The organism is Zobellella denitrificans, assembly GCF_002237365.1.
GTDB classification, from domain to species: domain Bacteria; phylum Pseudomonadota; class Gammaproteobacteria; order Enterobacterales; family Aeromonadaceae; genus Oceanimonas; species Oceanimonas denitrificans.
Genome location: NZ_NMUO01000055.1, coordinates 1 through 24,154 on the forward strand (window position 1 = coordinate 1; position 24,154 = coordinate 24,154).

Sequence of the window (24,154 nt, forward strand, 5' to 3'; positions counted from 1 at the left end):
CGCGTCCCATAAGCGACCACTGTCCTCGCACGCCGCACGGAACCCGGAGGCACGAAAGAACGAGAGGAAGCCCGGGACTATGCCGCCAGCGATATAGGCGCCGCCGAAGGTGCCGAGATTCTGCGCCAGGTTGCGGCCGAAGCGACCCATAAGCCCGCAGAACCGGGCCAGGGTTCGCCGGCACAGCGCGCCCTCGGCGGCGACTGCGCGCTGTGCCGGCGAACCCTGGCCCTGTTCTGCGAGCTGATGGGACGCTTCGGCGGCAACCTGGCGCTGAATCTGGGCACCTTCGGCGGCGTCTATATCGCCGGCGGCATAGTGCCGCGCTTCCTCGACTTCTTCCGCGACTCCGGCTTCCGGGCGGCGTTCGAGGACAAGGGCCGCTTCAGTGACTACCTGGCCGCCATTCCCGTTTTCCTCATTACCCACCCGCACCCTGGGCTGCTGGGAGCGGGGGCCTACCTGCGCCAGCAGTTGGGGTTCCGTCTCGACGCCACCGCTTCCTGATACCCTCGGGCCGGGTGTCGACACCGGCCCGGCATGAATTTTCCACACACCGCTTGTACCCTCGTCGACATCGGATAGAATAGTAATTTAAAGCGCTTTAACTTTTATCTTCACGACCTATCGAGGTAACTGCCATGAACCATCACAGCGTCGTCACCGAACTGCTCGCCGCCCTGGGCGGGGCCGATAACCTGGCCCGGCTTTCCCACTGCGCCACCCGGCTGCGGGTGGATCTCCATGATGAAACCCGCTTCGACAAGGAGCGTATCGAGCGGTTGGCGCCGGTGGTGGCGGTGATCGAAGGGAGCGTGCTCGGACAGCACAAGGCCTACCAGCTGGTGGTGGGGCCGGACAACAGCCAGGCCCTGTACCAGGCCCTGGTCGAGGCCGGCCGGCTCGAACAGGGCAAGGAGCGGGGGAGGCTGAAAGGACTGACCCGGCGGCTGTTCGGCAACCGGGACTAAGCCCGATCGGCGCGCTGCCGCGCCGGTGCCGGACTCAGGGGCGGGGACAGGGCCCGCAGGAGCGGCGCACGATCAACTCCACCGGCGCCACCTGCTGCAGCGAGCGGGGTTCGGCGCCGTCGAGCAGGGCTACCATCATCTCGGCCAGGGGCTGGCAGGCATCCATAAAAGAGGAGCGGGTCACCGTGAGTGGCGGATCGAAATGCTCGGTACGCGGCAAGGACACCACGTCGTCGTGGGCGATCACCGACAGCTCCCTGCCGATGGTAATACCCAGTTCCCCGGCGGCCCGATAGACCCCCTGGGCCTGGGGAGCCGAAGCGCAGATGATGGCGGTAGGGGCCTCGCCACCGAGCCACAGACGGGCATGATGGTAGCCGACCTCTTCGCTGCTGTCGTCGAAGGCGATGAGTTCCGCCGCCAGTCCCTCCTGGGCGAGGGTATCGCGGAAGGCGCGGGCCCGTTCCAGGGCGAAAGCCTGCCGGGCCGGTCCGGTCAGCAGGGCGATGCGCCGGTGGCCAAGATCGAGCAGGAAGCGGCTCGCCTGCACCAAGGCATCGTAGTTATCGATATCGTAGTAGGGATAGCTGACCTCGCCGGCGGTACGCCCGTGCATCACGAAGGGAAAGCCCTGCTCCTGCAGGAAGGCGACCCGTTCATCATCCACTTCCGGTGTGTTGAGGATCAGGCCGTCCACCGCCCGGCCGGCCACGAAGCGCTTGAACGAGTCCAGCGCGTTGCCCTGGCGGGCCGAGTTGATCAGCAGATCGTAGCCCGCATCGCCCAGGTGGCGGCTGATCTGGGCGATCATCCGCACGTATTCCGGGGCCTGCACCAGCTCGTCGCAGGACTTGAGCACTATGCCCACCATGCCGGACTTGCCGGTAGCCAGCTTGCGGGCACCCAGGTTGGGCAGATAGTTGAGCTGCTTGGACGCCTCGAGTACCCGACGGCGGGTCTTTTCATTGACCTCGGGATAGCCGTTCAGGGCCCGGCTCACCGTCGCCTGCGACAGTCCCAGATGCTCGGCCAGATCCTTTAACGTCACCACCGCTGCTCTCCTCATATTGTAAGCGTTTCAATTAAGTATGCCGTTGCCGGCCCGGTAAAAACAGCACAATATCGCCATTTCACCGGGATTGATCAACCAAAAGGCGGGATGAGTCACAGATTTTGCATCGGAAATTGCGGCTGTCTTGCACAAGAAATTAAAGCGCTTTAATTTTGTCGTGGGTATATACCTGTCTTTCCTCCGGCTTCCAAGGCCGGCACTTCCATCATCCATAGGGACTAGCAGATGAATCGTACCGTACTGGCCATGGCCCTGGGCGCCATCATGGCCACGCCCGCCCTGGCGGACACCCAGCCCCGCACCCTGTTCGACAGTCCGCGCCACGGCATCGAGGACGAGGTGTTCTACTTCGTGCTGCCGGACCGTTTCCATGACGGCAATCCGGACAACAACCAGGGTGACCCGAACGACCCCCATGCCTCCGGCGGTTATGACCCCACCGACAAGGGCATGTTCCACGGCGGCGACATCGCCGGCCTGCAGCAGAAGCTCGACTACCTGGAGGGGCTGGGGATCACCGCCATCTGGCTGACGCCCATCCTGAAGAACAAGGCGGTGCAGGGCGACTCGGCCGGTTACCACGGCTACTGGACCCTGGACTTCACCCGCCTGGATCCCCATTTCGGCAGCAACGAGGAAATGAAGGCCTTTATCGCCGCCGCCCATGAGCGCGGCATCAAGATATTCTTCGACATCATCGTCAACCACACCGCCGACGTGATCAAATACCGCGAATGTCACCAGGAAAACGGCGCCTACCTGCCCGGACTGAGTCGGTGCGACTACCGCTCCCGGGAGCGGGTGGCGGCGGGGGAGGGCTATACGCCCTTTATCCCGGCGGGAGAGGAAAACGCCAAGGTGCCGGCCTGGCTCAATGATCCCCGCTTCTACCACAACCAGGGCGACTCCAGTTTTTCCGGCGAGGACAGCCTCTACGGCGACTTCTTCGGGCTGGACGATCTGGATACCGGCAACCCCGAGGTGGTGGCCGGGTTGATAGACATCTTCACCGGGCTTATCGACGAGTGGCGGCCCGACGGCTTCCGTCTCGATACCGTCAAGCACGTGGATGCCGACTTCTGGCGGGCCTTCGCCCCGGCGGTGCTGAACCATGCCCGCGACAGCGCCGGCATTGAGCACTTCACCATGTTCGGCGAGGTGTTCAGCAGCGATCCGCGCGAGCTCAGTTTCTACACCCGCAGCGCCGGCCTTCCCACCGTGCTCGACTTCGGCTTTCAGGCCGCCGCCGGTGCTGCCCTGGCCGGACAGGGCGGCGTTTCTGCCCTGACAGCCCTGTTCGAGCAGGATGACCGCTACAACCATGCCGGCGGCTCCGCCAACCAGTTGCTGAACTTCCTCGGCAACCACGATATCGGCCGCTTCGGCCACTTCCTGCAGGCGGGCGGCGAGCCGGACGACGCCAAGCTGCTGGCCCGCTACCGCCTGGCCAACGCCCTGCTGTTCTTCAGCCGGGGCGTGCCGGTGATCTACTACGGGGACGAGCAGGGCTTTACCGGCGAGGGCGGCGACAAGGATGCCCGCCAGAACATGTTCCCCTCCCGGGTGGCCAGCTACAATGCCGGCCGGCTGATCGGCACCACTGCCACCACCGCCGACGACAACTTCGACCCCTCTCATCCCCTGTACCGGGATATCGCCGGCCTGAGCGCCCTGTACCGGGAGCATCCGGTGCTGCGCCGCGGCATCCAGCTGGCCCGCCCCAACAGCGACGACAGCGACAGGGTGCTGACCTTCTCGCGGGTGGATCTGGCCGAGGGGGTGGAATACCTGCTGGCCTTCAACCTGGCCGACGAGGCCCTGAGCCTGACCTTGCCGGCGGCCGGCGACTACCGGCCGGTGGCGGGCGAGGTTGTTTCCCGGGTGAACGAGGGTCAGTTGCAGCTGACCCTGGCGCCGTTGCAGTTCGCCATCCTGAAGGCCGAGGGCATAGCCCCTTCGCCGGTGGCGGAGCCGGTGCTGAGCGGGGTGGCGCCGGGGGCCCGTACCTCGGGCCTGCTGGAGCTGGAGGTCACGGCCGAGGCCCTGGCCGGGCAGGCGCTGCCCCAGTACCAGGTGCGGTTCGAGGCCAGCCTCGACGGCGGCGACTTCGAGACCCTGGCGGTGGACAACAACGCCCCGTACCGCCTCTACTGGGACACCGGCGCCCTGGCCGAGGGCACCGAGGTGACCCTGCGCGCCAGCCTGAGCAACCTGGTGGCGCCGCCGCGCCAGGCCGAGGTGTCCTTCATCCTGGACGGCCGTTCGCCCCGGCTCGAGCTGAGCTATGCCAATCCCCACGATCTGCCCGAGCTGCTGCTCTACGACGAGGCCGGCGGCATGACCCTGCTGCGGGACGCCGATGCCGCCACCCCCGGCTTCCAGGCTGCCTTCGACTGGGGCGAGGCCGCCCGCCGTACCCTGGTGTTCGCCCGCCTGGATCGGGAAGGGGGCGCCACCGTGCTGGAGCAGCCGCTGCTGCTGGAGCGGGAGCGGGTAATGGCGGCGAGCCGGGAAGACGACGCGGGCGGACTGGTGGCGACGCTCCCGCTGGAGGACGAGTCCAGGCCCCTGCTCGAGCGGGTGCCGGAGCCCCTGGCCGCCGAGCTGCACTTCCGGGGCGGTGCCAACGACTGGGGGCTGAGCCCGCTGGCGGCGGTGGCCCCCGGCACTTATGCCGGCACAATCCGGGCCCGGGCCGGGGTGAGCGAGTTCAAGTTCGCCGACGCCAGCTGGGGCCTGCTCAACCTGGGCGCGCCGCTCACCGCCACCGGCCTGAGCGCGGGCGGCAACCCGGGCAACCTGCGTTACCACTTCGCGCAAGACGGCGACTACCAGGTGACCCTGTGGCGGGCCCGGGATCCGGACGGGCGAGAATATTACCTGCCGCTGCTGGAGCCGGCGGCAGAGTAACCGGAAAGGGCGCTTCGGCGCCCTTTTTCAATGGCGCAGCACCACTGCTTCTTTGCGGTGTCGTCACCGGCCAGGCCGAATACATTCGGTCCTAACTAGCTGTTCCGCATAGTAGATCACTCCCGGCAGCGGCCGGGTTCCGCTACAGGTTCCGCTAAGTAGACCCTCCGCGCAAGGGATGGTGCGGCGAAGCCCCCGGGGATGTGTTGGCGTGTCTGCATCTGGGGCGCGGGCGGCCCGCCCGCATGAGGGTGGCACCGAGGTGGGCGAAGGCACAGCCCAACCCGCGATGCCTGTTCTGCCTCGAGCCTCTTTAAACCTGTGGTGTGGTAGGCCAGTCCGAGGGTTCCCGCTGCGCGGGAAAGCAGGCGGGCCGCCTGCGCTCCACCATTTCGCCAACGGCGCCGGGGCTCGGTCGAATAAATTGGATCTTTATCGGACGGCGGTTTGGCCGAACAGGCATAGCGGCGGCAATAACGGGAGGGAGGCCGGCATGGGGCCCCATGCCGGCAGTATTAAGGGGAGGGATATCAGTCGTTCAGCCGGTACACCCGGGCTTCAAAGGGACGCAGATCCAGGGTGTCGCCGGCCGGGTGCGGCTCAACCGGGTAGTTGGCCAGGGCCAGCCGCTCATGGCGCAGCGGCCAGGGCAGCTGCCGCTGCTCTGCCGGGCGATCGCTCAGGTTGACCAGCACCAGCCAGTGCTGGCCGTCGAGCAGGCGGCTGTAGGCGTACACCTGGGGGTCGGATTCCAGCTCCAGCCGGTAGCGGCCGTACACCAGCACCGGCTCGGCCTTGCGCAGGCGGATAAGCCGGCGGTAAAAGCCGAGCACCGAGTCCGGGTCGCCTTGCTGGGCGGCCACGTTGATGGTCTCGGTATTGGGGTTTACCTTGAACCAGGGGGTACCCCTGGTAAAGCCCGCCCCGGGGCCGGCGTCCCACTGCATGGGGGTGCGGGCATTGTCCCGGCTGGTCTGCGACAGGGTCCGGATGATCTCGGCGTCATCCACGCCCTGTTGCTTCATCTGGACATACTGGTTTTTGGCGGCCACGTCGTTGAAATCGTCGAGGCTCCCGAACGTGGTGTTGGTCATGCCGATTTCCTGACCCTGGTAGATAAAGGGCGTACCCTGCATCAGGAAATAGAGGCTGGCGATGGCGGTGGCACTCTGGTACCAATAGTGCTCGGCGTCACCCCATTTGGAGATGATGCGGGGCACGTCATGGTTCTCCACGAAGAGCGCATTCCAGCCAAAACCTTCCACTCCCGTCTGCCAGCGACCGAAGGCCTGCTTGATCTGTGACAGGTCCAGGCCCGCCGCCTCATCTTCCGCCCACAGCCCCACATGGTCGAAGGCGAAGATCATGTCCAGCCGCTGGTGCCGTTCGCCTATCCAGTCTTCCGCCTGGGCCGGTGATACGCCGTTGGCTTCGCCCACCGTCATGACGTCGTAACGGTTGAAGGTTTCCCGGCACATCTCGTCCAGGTGCTCGATAATGCCGTCGACGTTCATCATCTTGTCCCAGGCGGCACCATAGGCCTGGCCTTCCAGGGCAGGGACGTCGCTCAGGCCGGCTTCCTTCTTGATATGGCTGATGGCGTCGAGGCGAAAACCGTCGATGCCCTTGTCCAGCCACCAGCGTACCATCTCGTAGATGGCGTCGCGTACCTCGGGGTTTTCCCAGTTCAGATCCGGCTGCTTGCGGGAAAACAGATGCAGGTAATATTGCTCTGTGGTCTGGTCATATTCCCAGGCCGAACCCTTGAAGATGCTCTCCCAGTTGTTGGGCTCGGCGCCATTTTTGCCGTCGCGCCAGATATACCAGTCGCGCTTGGGGTTGCCGCGGGAAGAGCGGGACTCGATAAACCAGGGGTGCTCGTCGCTGCTGTGGTTGACCACCAGGTCGAGGATGAGCTTCATGCCACGGGCGTGCACCTCGGCCAGCAGCCGGTCGAAGTCGGCCATGGTGCCGAACTCGGCCATTATGCCTTGGTAGTCACTGATGTCGTAGCCGTTGTCGTCGTTGGGGGACGGATACATGGGACAGATCCAGATCACATCGATGCCGAGATCCTGGAGGTAGTCCAGCCTGGCGGTGATGCCGTTCAGATCGCCGATGCCGTCGCCATTGGAGTCCATAAAGCTGCGCGGGTAGATCTGGTAGGCCACGGCTTCTTTCCACCAGTGGCGGGTGACGGAGGTAGGGGGTTGCCCGGGCATAAAAATCCTCGTTGATTCAGGTTACTTGATCAGTAGTTCGGTCTGGGGATCGAAATAGCAGACATGATCCATCTCGGCGGCCAGGGCCAGCGGCTCGCCTTCCGCGACGCGGCTCCGGCCACCGAGGCGGGCGTTGAGCCTGTGCTCTCCGGCTTGCAGTTGCACAAAGGTATCGGAGCCGGAGGACTCGACATTGGCTACCGGCAGGTGGATGGCGTGATCGTGTCGCGCTTCGCGGTAGGGATGCAGCGCCTCGGGACGCAGGCCTACCACTACTTCCTTGTCCTGGTAGTCACGCAGCCGTTCGGTGGCGCGACTATCCACCAGGGTAAAGCCGTTTGGACCGCACACCTCGAGGAGGACGCCGGCATCGCTGAGCTCGACCCGGGCGGGCAGCAGGTTCATCGGCGGGGTGCCCATAAAGTTGGCCACGAACATGTTGGCCGGTTCGTCGTAGATTTGCTGTGGGGTCCCCACCTGCTGGATATGGCCGTCGCGCAGTACCACTATCTTGGTGCCCAGGGTCATGGCTTCTATCTGATCGTGGGTCACATAGACGATGGAAGCGTTGGTCTGTTTGTGCAGATGGTGGATCTCGGCGCGCATCTCCACCCGCAGCTTGGCATCCAGGTTGGAGAGGGGCTCGTCGAACAGGAACAGCACCGGCTCCCGCACCAGTGCCCGGCCCATGGCCACCCGTTGCCGCTGGCCGCCACTGAGCTGCGATGGCTTGCGATCGAGCAGGTGATCGATTTGCAGCATTTGCGCCACCTCCCGGGTCTTGCGCTGCTGCTCTTCCTTCGGAACCTTGCGGATTTTCATGCCGAAGGCGATGTTTTCCGCCACCGTCATGGTGGGATAGAGGGCATAGGACTGGAACACCATGGCGATATCCCGATCCCGGGGCGGTACCCGGGTGACATCGCGTCCATCGATCAGGATCTGGCCGCCGGTTGCCTCTTCCAGCCCGGCGATGCAGTTGAGCAGGGTGGACTTGCCGCAGCCCGAGGGACCGACCAGCACCAGGAAGTCTCCCTCGTCCATGTCTACCGACACGGACTTGAGGATGTCGGCACCGCCGTAGCTCTTGATCAGGGCATTGACCGACAGCACTTTGTGGGCCTGCTCCTGTTGGATTGCTGTGTTCACCATCTGTTGCTCCATTATGCCAAGGACACCCGCGACGCGATTTCTGTTGCAAAAGCCATCTGAGCGCCTTGCTTTCCTGAAATTTAAAACGCTTTGAAGTTAACCCAACTGGACGAAGAAGCAACCATCATATCGGTGACTTGTGACCGGGATCTAACTTTGGTGGGGGAAATGGCAGAGACAGTCCCCGGTTTAATCGTAATTTAATTCCCTATTGTGAAATTTAATGACGTTTTTGTTGGTTGTTTTGTGATGTGAGTTGCTGTTTATGGCGGGTAACACTGTTATTTGATGTAAATTTTGCGTTGGATCACACAATGATAGGCCGATGGGGGATCTATCTTGCATCTCCGATTGAAAGCGCTTTAAATAAAATCATTCGCCGCTTCCCCCTTGCCTGGGGCTGCGAGCGTATTGTCATTGGTCTGCCAGGCAGGAGTCTGGGTCAAACTATAGTATGGGAAGGTACAACCATGATGAAGTTTAGGGTGAAACTGCTTGCCGGCCTGCTTGCCGGGACGATGTCCGGCCCGGTGCTGGCTTTTGAACAGGACAAGCTGGTGATCTGGAGTGGCAGCACCAACAGGGGGGTGGCCGCCGTGGCCCAGCAGTTCACCGACGAGCTGGGCATCGAGGTGGTGGTGGAGCATCCCGAGCCGGTTACCGACAAGTTCCAGCAGTCCGCCGCCAATGGCCAGGGACCGGACATCATCCTCTGGGCCCATGACCGCTTCGGCGAATGGGGTAACGGCGGCCTGCTCACGCCGGTGGAGCCGAGCCAGGAGATCAGGGAGCGGATGTTCGACTTCAGCTGGGATGCCCTTACGCTCAACGGACGCACCTGGGGCTACCCACTCACCATAGAGGCGGCGGGCCTTATCTACAACAAGGATCTGCTGCCTGAGCCGCCGAGTTCCTTTGAACAGTTGTTCGATCTCAAGCTGGCCGATGGCGTCAAGACCATCATGTGGGATTACAACAACGCCTACTTCTCCATGCCGCTGCTGATGGCCAACGGCGGCTATGTGTTCAAGCAGGAGAACGGCGTCTATGATGCCCGTGATGTGGGGGTCAACAATGAGGGTGCGGTCAAGGGCGCCAGAATGATAAAACGGCTGATCGACGAGAAGGTGATGCCGGTCGGGGCCGATTACAACGTGATGGACACCGCCTTCAACAAGGGGGAGCTGGCCATGATGATCAACGGTCCCTGGGCCTGGGACAACCTCAAGGCCACCGGCATCAATTTCGGCGTGGTGCCCCTGCCCACCATCGAGGGCCAGTCGCCCAAATCCTTTGTCGGGGTGATCTCCGCCGGCATCAACGCCGCCAGTCCGAACAAGGATCTGGCGGTGGAGTTCATCGAGAACTACCTGCTGACCGAAGCCGGCCTGGCCGAGCTGAACAAGGCGGTGGCCCTGGGCGCGGTGGCGCACAAGGCCTACTCACAAGTGTTGTCCCGGGATCCCAACGTGGCGGCCACCCAGCAGATCGCGGCCCAGGGCGTACCCATGCCCGGCATTCCCGAAACCGGCAAGTTCTGGTCGGCGATGAACCCGGCGCTGCAGAACATCACCGGCGGCCAGCAGACGGTGGAAAAGGCGCTGGATGACGCCGCCACCCGGATGCTGGCGAAATAATGGCCATGCCGGCACCTTGGGTGCCGGCAGCCTGTAGCAACGATCACAATGTATTTTTGGAGGCTGGCATGAGTTCGCCGACGGTCTGTGCGGAACCGGTGATGGGGGTTGAGAAACCGTCGCGGTTGTCCCTGGCCAATATGGTCAAATTGAGTGTGCTCGGGGTGGTGTCACTGGCACTGCTGTACGCGGTATGGAGCCTGTACCTGGCCGGCGAGCCGCTGTTCGCGGTATTGGTGATGGCGGTGCTGGTGGGCTTTGCCCTGATCTACGGCAATCGGCGTTTCTATAATGCCCGTTTCGTGTTTCCGGCGGTGGTGACGGTGGGGCTGTTCATCGCCTTTCCGGTGATCTACACCAGCTACGTCGGCTTCACCAACTACAGCGCCAGCAACCTTCTGTCTTTCCACCGGGTCAACGACATTCACCTGTCCCAGGTGACGGTGGACAAGAGCAGCGAGCGCCCCTTCTTCCTGTTGCCCGTCGAGGGCGGTTACCGGCTGGTGCTGCGTGGTGCCGACGGCGATCTGATAAGCGACCCCTTCGTCGCCGATGGCCAGCCCCAGCAGCTGCCGATGCAGGCAAGCGGGGAACTGGCGGCGCCGGCCGAAGCCTTCCTGCCGGCCCGCGACATGGTGCGCCTGCGCGGTGAGCTGGGCGCCATCACCGCGTTGCTGCCCGACGGCCAGAGCCTGACCACCTCCGGCATCCGCACCATGGCCCATGTCCAGCCCGTGTTCGAAGAACTCGAGGACGGCCAGCTGCGCAACCGGCTCGACGGCGGCATACTGGTGGCGGATCACTCGGTGGGCTTCTACCGGGACGAAGCGGGCAACCAGGTGGCCCCCGGCTGGCGGGTCAACGTGGGCCTGGACAACTTCAAGCGCATCCTGTTCTCCGAGGGCATCCGCGGCCCCATGCTGGAAATCTTTATCTGGACGGTCGCCTTCGCCCTGCTGTCGGTGCTGTTCACCTTCGGGGTAGGGGTGCTGCTGGCGGTGATACTGCAGTGGGAGCACCTGCGCTTTCGCGGCCTGTACCGCATCCTGCTGATTTTGCCCTATGCGGTGCCGGGCTTTATTTCCATCCTGGTGTTCCGCGGCCTGTTCAACCAGAACTTCGGCGAAATCAACATGATCCTGGAGGCGGTGTTCGGCATCCGGCCCGAGTGGTTCACCAATCCGACCCTGGCCCGCGCCATGACCATTATCGTCAACACCTGGCTGGGCTATCCCTACATGATGCTGCTGGCCATGGGTTACCTGCAGTCGGTGCCCGGCGATCACGCCAAGGCCGCGGCCCTGGAAGGAGCCAGCCCGGTGCGCAGCTTCTTCTCCATCACCCTGCCGCAGATTTTGCCGCCCTTCGCGCCCATGCTGATCTCGGCCTTCGCCTTCAACTTCAACAACCTGGTGCTGATCCTGCTGCTCACCCGGGGCCTGCCGGACATTCCGGGCACCCTGATCCCGGCCGGCTCCACCGACCTGCTGGCGTCCTTCACCTATCGCATCAGCTTTATGGACTCGGGCCAGAACTTCGGCCTGGCCGGCGCCATCGCCACCCTGATCTTCTTCATCGTCGGGGCCATGGCCTATGCCAACTTCGTGGCACTGCGCCGTGCCGTGGCCGCCAAGGGGAAATAACATGATCGTCGAATATCCACGCAACCTGCTGCTTCGTAAAATCCTGGCCCACGGCTTCCTTTGGATTTTCCTGCTGCTGATCCTGTTTCCGTTCGTGATGATACTGTCCATCTCCTTCCGGGAGGGCAATTTCGCCACCGGCAGCATCTTTCCCGAACAGCCCACCCTGGAACACTGGGCGCTGGCCCTGGGGCTGGATTACCAGCGGGCCGACGGCACCCTGGTGACGCCGCCCTTTCCGGTGTTGCTGTGGCTGTGGAACTCGGTCAAGGTCGGCACCATCGCCTCCCTGGGGGTGCTGGTGGTGTCCACCATCGCCGCCTATTCCTTCTCGCGGATGAAGTTCCGCGGCAAGGGCGGCCTGCTGGACTCGCTGCTGCTGATCCAGATGTTCCCCAGTGCCCTGGCGGTGGTGGCGCTCTACGCCATCTTCGACGCCCTGGGCAAGGTGACGCCCATCCTCGGCATCGACAGCCACTGGTCGCTGATCCTCTGCTACCTGAGCGGGGTGACCATGAACATCTGGATCATCAAGGGCTATTTCGATGCCATCGATCCGGCCCTGGACAAGGCCACCCAGATCGACGGCGCCACCCCCTGGCAGACCTTCCGCCATGTGTTCCTGCCGCTGGCGGTGCCCATACTGGCGGTGGTGTTCGTGCTGGCCTTTATCGGTACCGTCACCGATTACCCCCTGGCCTCGGTGCTGCTGCGCAAGACCGAGCAGATGACCCTGGCGGTGGGCGCGCGCCAGTACCTGGTGGATCACAAGTACCTGTGGGGCGACTTCGCCGCCGCCGCCATACTGTCGGGGCTGCCGATCACCCTGATGTTCCTGCTGGCCCAGCGCTACCTGGTGTCCGGCCTGTCCGACGGCGGCGTCAAGGGCTAGCCGAGGTCGGGAAGGTCCCGACGGTTCCCTGTCGCCATCCGGCGGCGGGGAACCGTCAGGCGCTATGCTGTTCTCAGGATCCCTGTTTTTCGCCCGGTGGTGCCGGGCGTGTCTGTTGTTTGTGTGTTCAGGCTAAGGAGAGCCTATGCCCCTGTTATTGTCCTGCCGCCCGGGATTGCCCTTTCCCCTCGGAGCCCGCTGTGGTGGGGATGGGGTGAATTTTGCCGTCTACGCTCCGGACGACCCCAGCCTGCGTCTGGTGCTGGAAAACCCGCAGAAGCACCGCTTCTGGCTGCCGCTGACCGACTGCCACAAGGGCGTCCGCCATCTGTTCGTGCCCGGAGTGGACCGGCACTGGCGATACTGCTACCAGAGCGGGCGAGGCAGCCGGCCCCGCTACCTGCTCGATCCCTATGCCACCCAGCTGTCGGAGTTGCCGTTTTTCGCCCATCCCTACGACGCCGGCTTCGACTGGCAAGGGGTTGGCTCCCCCCGGCACGACTGGCACGAGACGGTGATTGCAGAAGTGCACGTCAAGGGTTTTACACATCGTCATCCGGCCGTGCCGATCGAGCAGCGGGGTCGCTACGCCGGCCTTTGTCATCCCGGAGTGATCAGGCAGCTGAAAGAGACCGGCATCACGGCGGTGCAGCTGATGCCGGTGGCGGAATGGCGGGACGAGCCCGAACTGCCGCCGCTTGGCCTGACCAATTACTGGGGCTATAACCCGCTGGCGCCCTTTTCACCCAGCCGGCGTTACGCCCGGCAGGATCCGGTGAATGAGTTCAAGACCCTGGTGCGCGAGCTGCACCGTGCCGGCATCGAGGTGATCCTGGATCTGGTACTCGGCCATACCGCCGAAGGCGGGGAAGAGGGGCCGGTATGGCACTGGAAACACCTCTGTCCCGACTATTACCTGCGCGATCAGGATGGCCTGCTCGCCAACTACAGCGGTTGTGGTAATACGGTGGATCTGCGCCACCCCGCCGCCCTGCGCCAGGTGATGGACTGCCTGCGGTTCTGGGCGGAGGAATTCCGGGTTGACGGCTTTCGCATCGGTATGGCGACCACGCTGGGACGGGAGGGGGAGCACTTCGCCGAGTCTTCGCCCTTTTTCCGGGCGCTGGCGCAGGATCCGGTGCTGCAGCGTTGCAAGCTGATCGCCGAACCCCGGGACAGGGGCCCCCACGGTGACCAGTCGGGGCGCTTTCCCGATGATTTCGCCGAAGGCAATGACCGTTTCCGCGACGGCATTACCGGCTTTTGGCGCGGGGACAAGGTAGCGCCGGCGGAGCTCGCCCACTGTCTGACCGGGTCGCGTGGTCGGTTCAGCGAACAGCGCTGGCCGGCACTCCTGCCTGTGAATTATATCTGCAGCCACGACGGCCCCACCCTGGTGGATCTGGTCGGCGGCCCTGGCCGGGGCGGGCAGGGACAGGCCGCCGGGGACGACGTCGTGGCGTTCCGGCGACAATGCAACCTGCTGGCCTGCCTGCTGCTGTCCTTTGGGGTACCGCACCTGCTGGGTTCGGATCTGGCCGCGCACAGCCAGCGCGGCAACGTCAATGCCTACGATCAGGACAATGTCGTCGGCTGGCTGGACTGGGGAGCGGATCCCGAGGGGCGGCTACGTACCGTTATTTCCCGGCTGGCCGCCTTGCGCCGGCAGTGGATCATCCCGCTGCAGCAACGCATGAGTTATGCTTCTCCCCAGACCTCCTATCCGGATATGCACTGGCTGCGTCCAGACGGTGAAGCCATGGAAGAAGTGGAGCGGCGAGAGCCGGGGCTGCGCAGCCTGCAACTGCTGATTTCCGAACCCAGCCTGGGCTCGGTGCTGTGGCAACTCAATCGCGGTGACCGGGCCGAGTATCATCGCCTGCCCGGTCGTACCCCCTGGCGTCTGGCACTGGACAGTGCCAGGCCGGGTATCGAGCTGTCGGACGAAGGCGGATCTCACCTGGTGGCGGCGCACAGCCTTCGCTTCTGGGTGCAGCCTCCGGTGGCCGGTGACGGCCTGGCCGGGCCCGATGGTGCGGCCATGGCACGGCTTACCCGGTGGGGGGAATGAACCTGGCCGGAAAACAACGGGGCTTTTGCTTCTCATCGCCCGGCTAACCGGGTAACGTAAAGCAAAAACACCTTGTCGGGGATCTTCCATGGAACTACTTGCAGAGGCAGTCACCAGAACCATTCTACTGACCGGGGACTCGGTGGAGCGAAAGCGGGAAGAACTCCGCACCTATTTTCACCGGACCTTCAGCCTGTACGAATCCCTGTTCGACTGTATCAACAGCGACGACGCCTATTACCTGCGGCCGGAGCCGCTGCGCCATCCGCTCATCTTCTATTTCGGCCATACGGCGGTGTTTTTTATCAACAAGCTGGTGCTGGGCAAGTACCTGGACCGGCGCCTGGACGAGAGGCTGGAGTCCATGTTCGCCATCGGCGTGGACGAAATGTCCTGGGACGATCTGAACGAGGCGAACTACGACTGGCCCTCGGTGACCGACACCCGGGCCTATCGCCGGCGGGTACGAGAGCGGGTGGATGCCTTTATCGGCGAGATGCCGCTCGGCCTGCCGATCACCCCCGACTCCCCGGCCTGGATAGTGCTGATGGGCATAGAACATGAGCGTATCCACCTGGAAACTTCCTCGGTGATCATGCGCATGCTGCCGCTGGACTGGTTGCAACCCCACCCGTTCTGGTCTTCGGCCTGTCCCGAGTCGGGTCCGGCGCCGGAAAACGGCCTGCTGCCGGTGGCCGGCGACACCCTGACCCTGGGCAAGCCGGACAGCGCCGCCAGCTACGGCTGGGACAACGAGTACGGCCGTAAAACGGTGGCGGTGCGGCCGTTCCGGGTATCCCGCTTTCTGGTGTCCAACGGCGAATACCTGCAATTCATGCAGGCCGGCGGCTACCGAAGCCCGGAGTACTGGACCGAGGAGGGCCGGCAGTGGCTCGCCTTCAGCCGGGCCGCCATGCCCCGCTTCTGGTGTGAACGTCATGGCGAATACTACCAGCGCAACCTGCTGCAGGAGGTGCCATTGCCGCTGGACTGGCCGGTGGAGGTCAATTATCTCGAGGCCAAGGCCTTCTGCAACTGGAAGGCGGCCCAGGCCGGCACCCATGTGCGGTTGCCCACCGAGGCGGAATGGACCCTGCTGCGCAACCGGCTCGACACCGACCAGCCGGGCTGGGGACGGGCGCCGGGCAACATCAACCTGGAATACTTCGCCTCGTCCTGTCCGGTGGACCGCTTCGCGGTGGACGGCATCCACGATCTGGTCGGCAACGTCTGGCAGTGGACCGAAACCCCTATCGACGGCTTTCCCGGCTTCGAGGTACATCCGCTCTACGACGACTTTTCCACCCCCACCTTCGACAACCGTCACAACCTGTTCAAGGGGGGCTCCTGGATCTCGACCGGCAACGAGGCCACCCGTTATTCCCGCTATGCTTTCCGCCGGCATTTCTTCCAGCATGCCGGCTTTCGTTACATTGAATCAGACTATGCAGAGGTGCCCGTGGAACCCGTGAATACCTATGAAACCGACGAACTGGTGGCCCAGTACCTGGAGTTCCACTACGGGGCCGAATACTTCGGCGTGGCCAACTATCCGGTGGCCTGCGTGCGCACCCTGCTGGCGCGTCTGCCCGGGCTCGACAAGGGCAGGGCGCTGGATCTGGGTTGCTCGGTGGGCCGGGCCAGCTTCGAGCTGGCGCTGCACTTCGGGGCGGTGGATGGCATCGACTTTTCCGCCCGTTTTATCCAGCACGGCTTCCAGTTGAAGGAGAGCGGCCAGACCCGCTTCGCCATTCCCACCGAGGGCGAACTGGTGGAATTTAAAGAGACCAGCCTGCACGTCCTGGGCTACGCCGAGGTGGCCCACAAGGTGGAGTTCGTGCAGGGCGATGCCTGTAACCTGAAAGCCCGTTTCGGCGGCTACGATCTCGTCTTCTGTGGCAACCTGATTGACCGGCTCTACGATCCCAGCCTGTTCCTCGGCCAGGTGCACGAGCGGCTCAACCCCGGTGGCTGCCTGGTGCTGACCTCGCCCTACACCTGGCTGGAGGACTACACCCCCAAGGCCAAGTGGCTGGGCGGCATCAAGGTCAACGGCGAGAACTTCACCACCCTGGACGGTCTTAAGGCGTTACTGGGCGGGCGTTTCGAGCTGGTGGGCCAGGAAGACATTCCCTTCGTGATCCGTGAAACCCGTCGCAAGTTCCAGCATAGCCTGGCGGAAATGACCCTGTGGAAACTGAAGTAAGAAAAACGGAGACCGGTGCTCTGGTCTCCTCGGATAAAGAGACAGTCGGTCGCTGATCGGCTTCAGATGGCTGACAACGGCCCGGTGCTCAGTATCCCATCAGTTCCAGCAGGCTCTTGGCCTGGGCTATCGCCTCCTGGCGGTGGTTGATGCCGAGCTTCTGATAGAGGTTGCGGATATGGGTCTTGATGGTGGTGGCGGCCACGTCCAGCTCGGCGGCGATCTGTTCGTTGTTGTAACCGGCGTAGATCAATCCCAGCACCTGCCACTCCCGCTGGGTCAGCGGGCTGGTGCGCACCAGTTCGGGCACCTGGGGGTGGGTCAGCAGTTTCTCCACGAAGGCCTCGTCGAAGTGGGCCGAACGGTGCCGGTGCTGATGCTGGCTCAACTCCTTCAGCAACCGCTGGGCCCGGTGCCGGGTCATGTCGTCCAGGGAGGCCTGGCTGGCGGCCTGGTGCAGCAACTGGGCCAGGGCTTCCCCTTCCAGAATAAAGTGGCTGATGAAACCGGTGCGGTTGGCCAGGGTCAGGGCTTCCAGCAGGCACTGGCGCGCCTCGTCGGTTTCGTGCCGGCGCAGGTGCAGGTGGGCCTGCAGGATAAGGTTGCGGTTGAGATCGCTCACCAATTGCAGCCGGCGGGCGGTGTCGTTGCGCTGCTGCAGCAGTTCCAGGGCGGTGTCGGGGTCGCCGGCCAGCATCTGGGCCCGGACCAGGTTGCGCCACTGGGCCTGCTGAAAGTGGTTGGCGTCGCCTTCCGGAGCCTGGGCCTCGGCCAGCCACTGGCGGATGGCGACCTCGTCGCCCACCAGTTGCCACAGCAGCAGCCGGGTCTGATCCACGCTGGCCACCCAGTCCATGTGGAAATGCCCCCCCCGCAGCAGCTGTTCGCAGTGCTGGAGGTGTACCCGGGCATTGTCCACGTCGCCGCGCACCAGGGAGATCTTCACCAGCATGGTCCTGCACTTGAGCTGCTGCTGGGGCGAGAGATCTTCCAGCACCTCCAGCCCTTTGCGGGCGGCGCTTTCGGACTCGTCCAGGCGATGCCAGCTCCACAGCACCCGGGAGCGCAGATACAGCAGAAACTCATGCAGCGGCACCTGCTGCAGGTGCTGCTCCTGCACCAGTTCGAAGGCCCTGTCCTGTATTTCGAAGGCGGCCTGCAGGTAGCCCTGGGCCAGCAGTATTTCGCTCTGCTGCAGCATGGCCCACAGGGCCTGGTGGTAGATGCCGTAGCGGCGGGCCATGGCCTCGCATTGCTGCATGACCGGCAGGGCCCGGGTCAGTTGTCCCAGGCAGTGGTAGACCTCGCCGGTGACGGTGGTGGCCACCACCCGGCTGTGGCTGCGATCGGCCGGCAACTGGGCAAGGGCTTCCTCCGCCAGGGCCAGGGCCTGGCGGGGCTGGCCGGCGTTGATCGCCACCTGGGCACGCAGTGCCTGGAACTCGCCCTGGTCACCGGGGCTCAGCGTCAGTCCTTCGACCGCCATCGCCTGTTCGGCACGGCCGAGCTGCAGTTCCACCTCGGGATAGCGATGCTGGCTCTGGGCCAGCCAGGCGCGCAGCAGCACCAGGCTGGGGGTCAGCAGCAGCCGGCTTTCGGGCAACCGGTCGAGGCTGTGCTCCAGCAGCCTCAGCTCGCCGCCGTGGAACAGCGGCCAGCCGTGTTCCAGCAACAATTGCTGCAACAGGGCGGGATCGTCGGCGGCCAGGCAATGGTAGAGCGCTTCCACCGGAAAATCCTGCTCCAGCCAGGCTTGGGCCGCCATACCGTGTAACTGCGGGCCCAGCCCCGGCTGCTCGCATTCCCGTTGGTGGGACAGAAACTGGGTGAACAAGGGGTGAAAGCGAAACCAGACCCCTTCCGCATCCAGACGCTGGGTGAAGAGTCCCTGGCGTTCCAGGTTCTCCAGCAGCAACTGGCCGTCTTCCCGGCCGGTCAGCCGGTTGGCCAGGGCCGCGTTGAGCGAGCGCAGCGCCGAGCAGCGCAGCAGAAAATCGCGGGTGGCCGGATCCACTCTGTCCAGTACCTCTTCTTCCAGGTAATCCCGCAGGTGCGCCTGGTTGAGTCCGGCCAGGCGCTGGGCCGACTGCCGGGGTTCGAGGTGGCCCTGGCGAGAAGAGAGGGCGATCAGTTGCAGGGCGGTGGGCCAGCCTTCGACATCGTCGCATAACCGGGCCGAGTCGGCCTCGGCCAGGGGCTTATCCAGCCGCTGCCGGAAAAACTGGCCGGTTTCCTGGTGGTTGAAGGCCAGTTCCCTGCTGTCTATTTCGAACAGTTGCCCCCGTACCCGCAGATTGGCGATGCCGAGTGGCGGTAGCGTGCGGGAGGCTACCAGCAGGCTGAGAGACTCGGGCATATGGCGGAGGAAAAAGCGCAATCCATCGTGGATCTGTTCTTCCCGGATCAGGTGATAGTCGTCCAGCACCAGCAGGGTGGGGGTGTGCCAGCCGGCCAGTTCCTCGAACAGCTGGCCGAACAGGGTGCTGAGCCTGCTGAACTGGCGTTTTTCGGCCATGGACAGGGTTTTGGGGCAGGCCTGGCCGGTGGCCCGGGCCAGGGCGGCGATCAGATAGTGGCCGAAGCGCTGGGGGTCATTGTCGCTGTCGTCCAGGGAATACCAGCCCAGGTGTTCGTGATCGGTGGTCCATTGGGCCGCCAGGGTGGTTTTGCCGTAGCCGGCCGGGCAGTGCAGCAGGAGCAGCGGATAATGTTCGGCCTGGCCCAGCAAGGCCAGCAGCCGCGGGCGCAGCAGGGTGTGGTGCAGCCGTGACGGCCGGTTCAGTTTGGACGGGATCAGCATGGTGAGGTCTTCGGTTCCCCTGTTGCTCGTTCGGAATAGTCTACCCACATCCTACCCGGGGCGGTAACGAGCACAACCGCAGGCCTCATTTAACCGTGTCCGATCACAGTTTTTGTGCCTGGGGGCGGGTGGTGCTGCCGGCATGGATGAAAAAAGGGTGTGCTATGCACACCCAAACACAAGGAACTTAGCGGACAGACGGGTTATTTCACCGCCTCCACAAAGGTGCGGCGGGCGGCATCGATGCCCAGCCGTTCTGCTTCCTCCATTAGGCGCAGGGCCTTGTCGATATCCCCCTGGCCGGCGGCGGCGCGGATGGCCTGGGTAAAGTAGGCTTCGGTTTCGGGCTGGGGCGCTGCGGCCGGACTGGCTGCTGTTGCCGCCAGCGGCTGCGGACCTATGACCACGGCACCCTGCTTCTGCTCGGCCGCCACCTTCAGTTGCAGCTTGCCCTGGGGCTGATGGGACACCCGCACATCCGGGATGGCCGGCGGCTGGTTGCCGATGGCCTGGGCATGCACCTTGGCCGGGTGGGGCATCATGGTATGGCGGGCCAGGTCTTCGCTCCGGGTGAACACCAGTATATGGATCCGTTGTTGCCCCGGCATGGGCGTCAACCTGATGCTGCCTGCCAGCCGGTTGTCCAGCAGCAGCCGGCCGGAGGCGAAGGGAAAGGCGTCGGCGGGATAGAAGGCGGCGGGCCGCAGCTGTTCATCCAGCACCAGCACATTGGGGGCGAAGACCTGATTGTGCTCGTTCACCAGGCTGTGCAGGGTGAGCTCCAGGGTGCCCCGGTCGGCGGGCAGGGTGAAGGCCGCGACCGGCCCTTCGCCCAGTCCGGTGTCGAGCCGGGGGCCGGCGTCATCGAGCACGAGGGTTTCGGTGACCGGTGGGTTCAGTGGCTGCCATTGCAGGGCGGCAAGCTGCTGCTGGCCGATGGTCGGCAAGTCCTGCGGTGCCTCGGCCGCCGCCACGGGCCGGGCGGCCAGCACGGCGCCGAACAGGCACAAGGCGACTAGCGTTTTGTTCATGATGCCTCCTATCTGTAGTGGTGCCCTATGATCGAAAAAATCCGGGAGCGCGGACGAGCCGCCCGCGCTCCAAGGGGTTTACCACCAGGCTTCCATCTGCACGCCGAAGGTCACTTCGCCGTCGCTCGCTTCAGGGGTACCGGCACGATCGCCCCACTTGTCGTTCCAGTCGGCGTAGGTGGCGAACAGGCGGATGGCCGGGCGGGCCCAGATGCTGTCGCCGGCCTGCCACTGCTGGGCCAGGGTGTATTTCATCTGATCGTTGCGCTTGCCGCTGGCCTGGTCCTTGACGTTGTCATAGCCCAGCTCGAGCAGGGTGCTCATGGTGTTGCTCCACTTGTACATGGGGCGCACGCCCGCCGAGTACCAAGTGCTGCCGTTGTTGTTGTCCAGATCGATATCCTGGTACAGGGCCACGTACATCAGCTCCCAGTCGCTGGCGGGCTGTACCACACCGTGGTTGATCAGGCGTAGCATGTTGCCGTGGTTGCTGGTGCTGGCACCTTGTGAGTGGCCTGAATTCCAGGAGGTCATGGAATCGGTGGCGTATTGCGCCACGAACTTGTTGAAGCCGCCGAAGAAGTTGCCCTGGGTGTGCTGGGCGGTAAGCATGTAGCCGTCCTTGGTGGCGTCCGGATCCAGGGAGGCGTCTTTCGCGGTGCCGGCGCGTCCGTAATCCAGGCCCAGTTCCAGGTTTCCGTCCTGGTTGGTCTGCAGGCCAGCCAGGCGGAGGTCGAAAACGTTGTTATAGGCGTTGTCATCGCTCCCGAAGCTGGCGGCGCCGCCTTCCTCGGTGTTGCGGGTGACCGCCAGCGACAGCTTGCCGAAGCCGAGGTCGACGTTTTCCAGGCCGGCGCCGGGGCCGGAGATATCCCAGTAGTAGAAATCGAGCATGTGCACGTCATGACGCTGATAGAAGCGCTTGCCCGCCCACAGGGTGGCGCCCGGCAGGGCGTCGAAGACGTTGCGGGCCTGGACGTTGACCTCTCGGAAGGCAGGCTCGACCTGTTCCCAGTCGTTCTGCTGAGAAATGGCGTAGGCCAGGTTGGTGTCGAAGTAGAAGCTCTTGCCACCCTCGGCCCACAATTCCTTGCCCAGCTTCAGTTCGGCGTAGGTTTCGCATTCGTTGCCGAGGCGGTACTTGGCAGCGGCGCCGGTGGCGGCGAAACACTGCTGTTCACCGCCGCCGCCGGTCCAGCCGATACCGGAACGGGCATAGCCGCGAAAGTCCACCGCCATGGCCTGGGTAGCCATGACTGCTGCCGCCACGGCGGATGCAACGGGAAGTAAACGCCATTTGTTCATTTGAGTTCTCCTTGTTGGCCTGGTGCAGGGACCATTCCCTGGTCGGCCTTGCTTGCTTGATAAAAGGGTTGTGTCGTATCGGTGCGGTCAGACACCGGGCTCGGGATGTAGCCGGCGGCAGGCCCGGCCGTCTTCGTGGAACAGGTGGCAGCGCTCGGGCGCAATGCCTATCTCCAGCAATTGGCCTTCCTCCACCAGTTGCACGTCGTTGTGCCGGTAAATCAGGTTGCTCTTGAGGGCGGGGATGCGAATGTGCATCTGGGTTTCGTTGCCCAGTTGCTCCACCACCTGTACTTCGCCGCTAAGGCGGACCGATGCCTGTGCGGCGGGCAGCAGGTGTTCGGGGCGGATGCCGAGCGACATATTGGCGCCTTCCTGCACGGCGCGACCGTCCACCGGGATCCAGAAGCGGGTGTCGTTGGTACTTATCTCCACTCGCCCGGCCTCGGCGGCGGTCACCTTCACCGGCAGGAAGTTCATCTTGGGCGAGCCGATAAAGCCGGCGACGAAGCGGTTGGCGGGGTAGTGGTAGAGTTCGAGCGGCCTGCCCACCTGGGCCACCCGGCCAGCCTCCAGCACCACTATCTTGTCGGCCAGGGTCATGGCCTCGACCTGATCGTGGGTGACGTAGATCATGGTGCTCTTCAGCCGCTTGTGCAGGCGGGCGATTTCAATGCGCATCTGCACCCGCAGGCCGGCGTCCAGGTTGGACAGCGGTTCGTCGAGCAGGAACACCCGGGGCTCGGCCACCAGGGTGCGGCCGATGGCCACCCGCTGGCGCTGGCCGCCGGACAGCTCCTTGGGACGGCGCTCCAGCAGATGGGCCAGTTGCAGGATTTCGGCGGCGTGGTTGACCCGCTGCCGGATCTCCGCCTTGGGGGCGCCGGCCAGCTTGAGCCCGAACGACATATTGTCGGCCACCGACAGGTGCGGATAGAGGGCGTAGGACTGGAACACCATGCCCACGCCCCGCTCCGAGGGCTGCACCTCGTTCATGCGGGCTTCACCGATCTGCAGTTCTCCCGAGGTGATCTCTTCCAGGCCGGCAATCATGCGCAGCAGGGTGGATTTACCGCAGCCGGACGGACCGACAAACACCACGAACTCGCCGTCGTGGATCTCCAGGTTGATATCCCTGGAGATATGGACGTCTCCGTATGATTTGCACACATTGTGCAGGGTGACATTGGCCATGAATTACTCCTGTTCCTTGGGCCTGACGATGGCGGCGGCGAAACCGCCAAGGTTCAGTGTATGGTCGTCGCTCATCTCGGCCTGGCCGAGGGTCAGCTCCGCTTGCCAGCCGCGGGTTTGCGGGGGAAGATGATGGTGTTGGCGATAGGGCAGCAGGTTGAGCACGACGGTCAGCGATGGCTGTTCTCCCACCAGCCGTACCCACAGCAGGCCATCGTGCAGGCCGGTCACGTCGATCCGGCCATTGGCCACCAGCGGCTGCCGGCGGCGCCACTGCAGCAGCCGGCGGCACTGGTTAAGGGGGGAGTCGGGCTCCTGCTCCTGGCGACTGACGGCCATGGCCCTGTGCTCGGCGGCGACCCGCCGTTGCATGGGATGGGACGGTTGCTCGGGATACTCGACCCAGGGCAGGGGGCTGCGGTTGCCCCGGGTATCTCCCAGTTCGGCGGCGTGGGGCAGGCCCAGCTCTTCTCCCTGCCACAGGCTGACGGGGCCGGGCAGGCAGGCCAGCAGCGCCAGGTAGGGCAGGGCGACCTTGAGATCGCCACCGCCGCAGCGGCTGACCACCCGGGCCAGATCCTGGCCGCCGGTGGCCCAGATCGCCGCTCCGCCCTGGGCCCGTTTTTCCAGCCAGTGGGTCAGCCCGACGGGGCCGTGATCGACCAGGGTGCACAGGGGCAGGATCTGCCCTTGTGGCCAGGAGCGGTAGTGCCGGTATTCTTCCAGCCAAAGTGATAATCCCGCCTGTTGCAGCCGATCCGCGATCGCCTGCCAATATCCCTCCGCAAGACCACGCCGGTCATGCCGGGTCAGTACCAACCCATCCACCCCCAGTCGGGTAAAATAATCCAGTTGTAGCAACACCCCGGCCAGATCGCCCCGACCGTCGCCGTCACCGTCGAAGAAGTGGGCGCTGTCCACGCGATACAGGGTCGCGTTACGGGGCAGACTTGAAGATCGGGTATCGAATGTCATTCGGACCTGGCTCACGGGGTTATTGTCATTGGTCTCATCATGCCCGCAGGCAAAGGGGGGGGAATCCTCCGTC

The 24,154-nt window shown here is 64.1% G+C and carries 16 protein-coding genes and 1 pseudogene; 8 read left to right on the forward strand and 9 right to left on the reverse strand.

What is annotated here, in order from left to right; all coding sequences use genetic code 11:
- Positions 1–303: glucokinase (locus CGX12_RS12335; protein ID WP_176442059.1), on the reverse strand; the 303-nt coding region annotated here is incomplete at its 3' end.
- Between CGX12_RS12335 and CGX12_RS12340 the strand changes: the two are divergent.
- Both CGX12_RS12340 and CGX12_RS12345 read left to right on the forward strand, forming a co-directional pair.
- Positions 184–507, forward strand: a pseudogene (locus tag CGX12_RS12340) (glucokinase); the annotation flags it as partial. The gene CGX12_RS12335 and the pseudogene CGX12_RS12340 sit on opposite strands and share 120 nt — an antisense overlap.
- A 134-nt stretch (positions 508–641) precedes the next feature.
- A complete protein-coding gene (locus tag CGX12_RS12345; RefSeq protein WP_094040177.1) occupies positions 642–971 on the forward strand; it encodes a PTS glucose/sucrose transporter subunit IIB in 330 nt (109 codons plus the stop codon).
- A gap of 34 nt (positions 972–1,005) precedes the next feature.
- On the opposite strand, the gene CGX12_RS12350 is transcribed toward CGX12_RS12345, so the two are convergent.
- Positions 1,006–2,022 carry a LacI family DNA-binding transcriptional regulator gene (locus tag CGX12_RS12350; RefSeq protein WP_176442058.1) on the reverse strand — a complete coding sequence of 339 codons (1,017 nt, stop codon included), beginning with the start codon at positions 2,020–2,022 and terminating at the stop codon, positions 1,006–1,008.
- Between the two features lie 246 nt (positions 2,023–2,268).
- On the opposite strand from CGX12_RS12350, the gene CGX12_RS20340 reads away from it, so the two are divergent.
- Positions 2,269–4,953 carry an alpha-amylase family glycosyl hydrolase gene (locus tag CGX12_RS20340; RefSeq protein ID WP_094040179.1) on the forward strand — a complete coding sequence of 895 codons (2,685 nt, stop codon included), beginning with the start codon at positions 2,269–2,271 and terminating at the stop codon, positions 4,951–4,953.
- A gap of 530 nt (positions 4,954–5,483) precedes the next feature.
- On the opposite strand, the gene CGX12_RS12360 is transcribed toward CGX12_RS20340, so the two are convergent.
- Together CGX12_RS12360 and CGX12_RS12365 are read right to left on the reverse strand one after the other, a co-directional pair.
- Positions 5,484–7,175: an alpha-glucosidase gene (locus CGX12_RS12360; RefSeq protein ID WP_094040180.1), complete on the reverse strand. Its 1,692-nt coding sequence runs from the start codon at positions 7,173–7,175 to the stop codon at positions 5,484–5,486.
- A gap of 21 nt (positions 7,176–7,196) precedes the next feature.
- Positions 7,197–8,327, reverse strand: coding sequence for an ABC transporter ATP-binding protein (locus CGX12_RS12365; RefSeq protein WP_094040181.1), 1,131 nt, complete (start codon positions 8,325–8,327; stop codon positions 7,197–7,199).
- Between the two features lie 470 nt (positions 8,328–8,797).
- On the opposite strand from CGX12_RS12365, the gene malE reads away from it, so the two are divergent.
- The 5 genes from malE (at position 8,798) to ovoA (ending at position 16,776) form a co-directional block, all read left to right on the forward strand.
- Complete coding sequence (gene malE / locus CGX12_RS12370) at positions 8,798–9,964, forward strand: maltose/maltodextrin ABC transporter substrate-binding protein MalE (RefSeq protein WP_217898168.1); 1,167 nt, start codon at positions 8,798–8,800, stop codon at positions 9,962–9,964.
- 101 nt (positions 9,965–10,065) lie between these two features.
- Complete coding sequence (malF, locus tag CGX12_RS12375; RefSeq protein ID WP_217898169.1) at positions 10,066–11,607, forward strand: maltose ABC transporter permease MalF; 1,542 nt, start codon at positions 10,066–10,068, stop codon at positions 11,605–11,607.
- Position 11,608: 1 nt separating this feature from the next.
- A complete protein-coding gene (malG, locus tag CGX12_RS12380; RefSeq protein WP_094040183.1) occupies positions 11,609–12,499 on the forward strand; it encodes a maltose ABC transporter permease MalG in 891 nt (296 codons plus the stop codon).
- A 145-nt stretch (positions 12,500–12,644) separates the two neighbouring features.
- Complete coding sequence (locus CGX12_RS12385; protein ID WP_094040184.1) at positions 12,645–14,570, forward strand: hypothetical protein; 1,926 nt, start codon at positions 12,645–12,647, stop codon at positions 14,568–14,570.
- Between the two features lie 88 nt (positions 14,571–14,658).
- Positions 14,659–16,776, forward strand: coding sequence for a 5-histidylcysteine sulfoxide synthase (gene ovoA / locus CGX12_RS12390; RefSeq protein WP_094040185.1), 2,118 nt, complete (start codon positions 14,659–14,661; stop codon positions 16,774–16,776).
- 88 nt (positions 16,777–16,864) lie between these two features.
- Here ovoA and malT read toward each other — a convergent pair whose 3' ends face one another.
- From malT to CGX12_RS12415, 5 genes are all read right to left on the reverse strand, one after another.
- Positions 16,865–19,576: an HTH-type transcriptional regulator MalT gene (gene malT, locus CGX12_RS12395; protein ID WP_094040186.1), complete on the reverse strand. Its 2,712-nt coding sequence runs from the start codon at positions 19,574–19,576 to the stop codon at positions 16,865–16,867.
- A gap of 203 nt (positions 19,577–19,779) precedes the next feature.
- Positions 19,780–20,607, reverse strand: a complete 828-nt coding sequence (locus CGX12_RS12400) for a MalM family protein (RefSeq protein ID WP_094040187.1) — start codon at positions 20,605–20,607, stop codon at positions 19,780–19,782.
- 78 nt (positions 20,608–20,685) lie between these two features.
- Positions 20,686–21,912 (reverse strand): maltoporin, encoded by a 1,227-nt coding sequence (locus tag CGX12_RS12405; RefSeq protein ID WP_094040188.1) that lies wholly within the window; start codon positions 21,910–21,912, stop codon positions 20,686–20,688.
- Positions 21,913–21,999: 87 nt separating this feature from the next.
- A complete protein-coding gene (gene malK / locus CGX12_RS12410; RefSeq protein ID WP_094040189.1) occupies positions 22,000–23,106 on the reverse strand; it encodes a maltose/maltodextrin ABC transporter ATP-binding protein MalK in 1,107 nt (368 codons plus the stop codon).
- Between the two features lie 3 nt (positions 23,107–23,109).
- Complete coding sequence (locus CGX12_RS12415; RefSeq protein WP_142995622.1) at positions 23,110–24,081, reverse strand: alpha-amylase family protein; 972 nt, start codon at positions 24,079–24,081, stop codon at positions 23,110–23,112.
- Positions 24,082–24,154: the final 73 nt, after the last annotated feature.

What these genes read in the sequence shown, in the direction of transcription:
- CGX12_RS12345 (WP_094040177.1), top strand. Translation starts at nt 642, where the DNA reads ATGAACCATCACAGCGTCGTCACCGAACTGCTCGCCGCCCTGGGCGGG.
- CGX12_RS20340 (WP_094040179.1), top strand. Translation starts at nt 2,269, where the DNA reads ATGAATCGTACCGTACTGGCCATGGCCCTGGGCGCCATCATGGCCACG.
- CGX12_RS12360 (WP_094040180.1), bottom strand. Translation starts at nt 7,175, where the DNA reads ATGCCCGGGCAACCCCCTACCTCCGTCACCCGCCACTGGTGGAAAGAA.
- CGX12_RS12365 (WP_094040181.1), bottom strand. Translation starts at nt 8,327, where the DNA reads ATGGTGAACACAGCAATCCAACAGGAGCAGGCCCACAAAGTGCTGTCG.
- malE (WP_217898168.1), top strand. Translation starts at nt 8,798, where the DNA reads ATGATGAAGTTTAGGGTGAAACTGCTTGCCGGCCTGCTTGCCGGGACG.
- malF (WP_217898169.1), top strand. Translation starts at nt 10,066, where the DNA reads ATGGGGGTTGAGAAACCGTCGCGGTTGTCCCTGGCCAATATGGTCAAA.
- malG (WP_094040183.1), top strand. Translation starts at nt 11,609, where the DNA reads ATGATCGTCGAATATCCACGCAACCTGCTGCTTCGTAAAATCCTGGCC.
- CGX12_RS12385 (WP_094040184.1), top strand. Translation starts at nt 12,645, where the DNA reads ATGCCCCTGTTATTGTCCTGCCGCCCGGGATTGCCCTTTCCCCTCGGA.
- ovoA (WP_094040185.1), top strand. Translation starts at nt 14,659, where the DNA reads ATGGAACTACTTGCAGAGGCAGTCACCAGAACCATTCTACTGACCGGG.
- malT (WP_094040186.1), bottom strand. Translation starts at nt 19,576, where the DNA reads ATGCTGATCCCGTCCAAACTGAACCGGCCGTCACGGCTGCACCACACC.
- CGX12_RS12400 (WP_094040187.1), bottom strand. Translation starts at nt 20,607, where the DNA reads ATGAACAAAACGCTAGTCGCCTTGTGCCTGTTCGGCGCCGTGCTGGCC.
- CGX12_RS12405 (WP_094040188.1), bottom strand. Translation starts at nt 21,912, where the DNA reads ATGAACAAATGGCGTTTACTTCCCGTTGCATCCGCCGTGGCGGCAGCA.
- malK (WP_094040189.1), bottom strand. Translation starts at nt 23,106, where the DNA reads ATGGCCAATGTCACCCTGCACAATGTGTGCAAATCATACGGAGACGTC.
- CGX12_RS12415 (WP_142995622.1), bottom strand. Translation starts at nt 24,081, where the DNA reads ATGACATTCGATACCCGATCTTCAAGTCTGCCCCGTAACGCGACCCTG.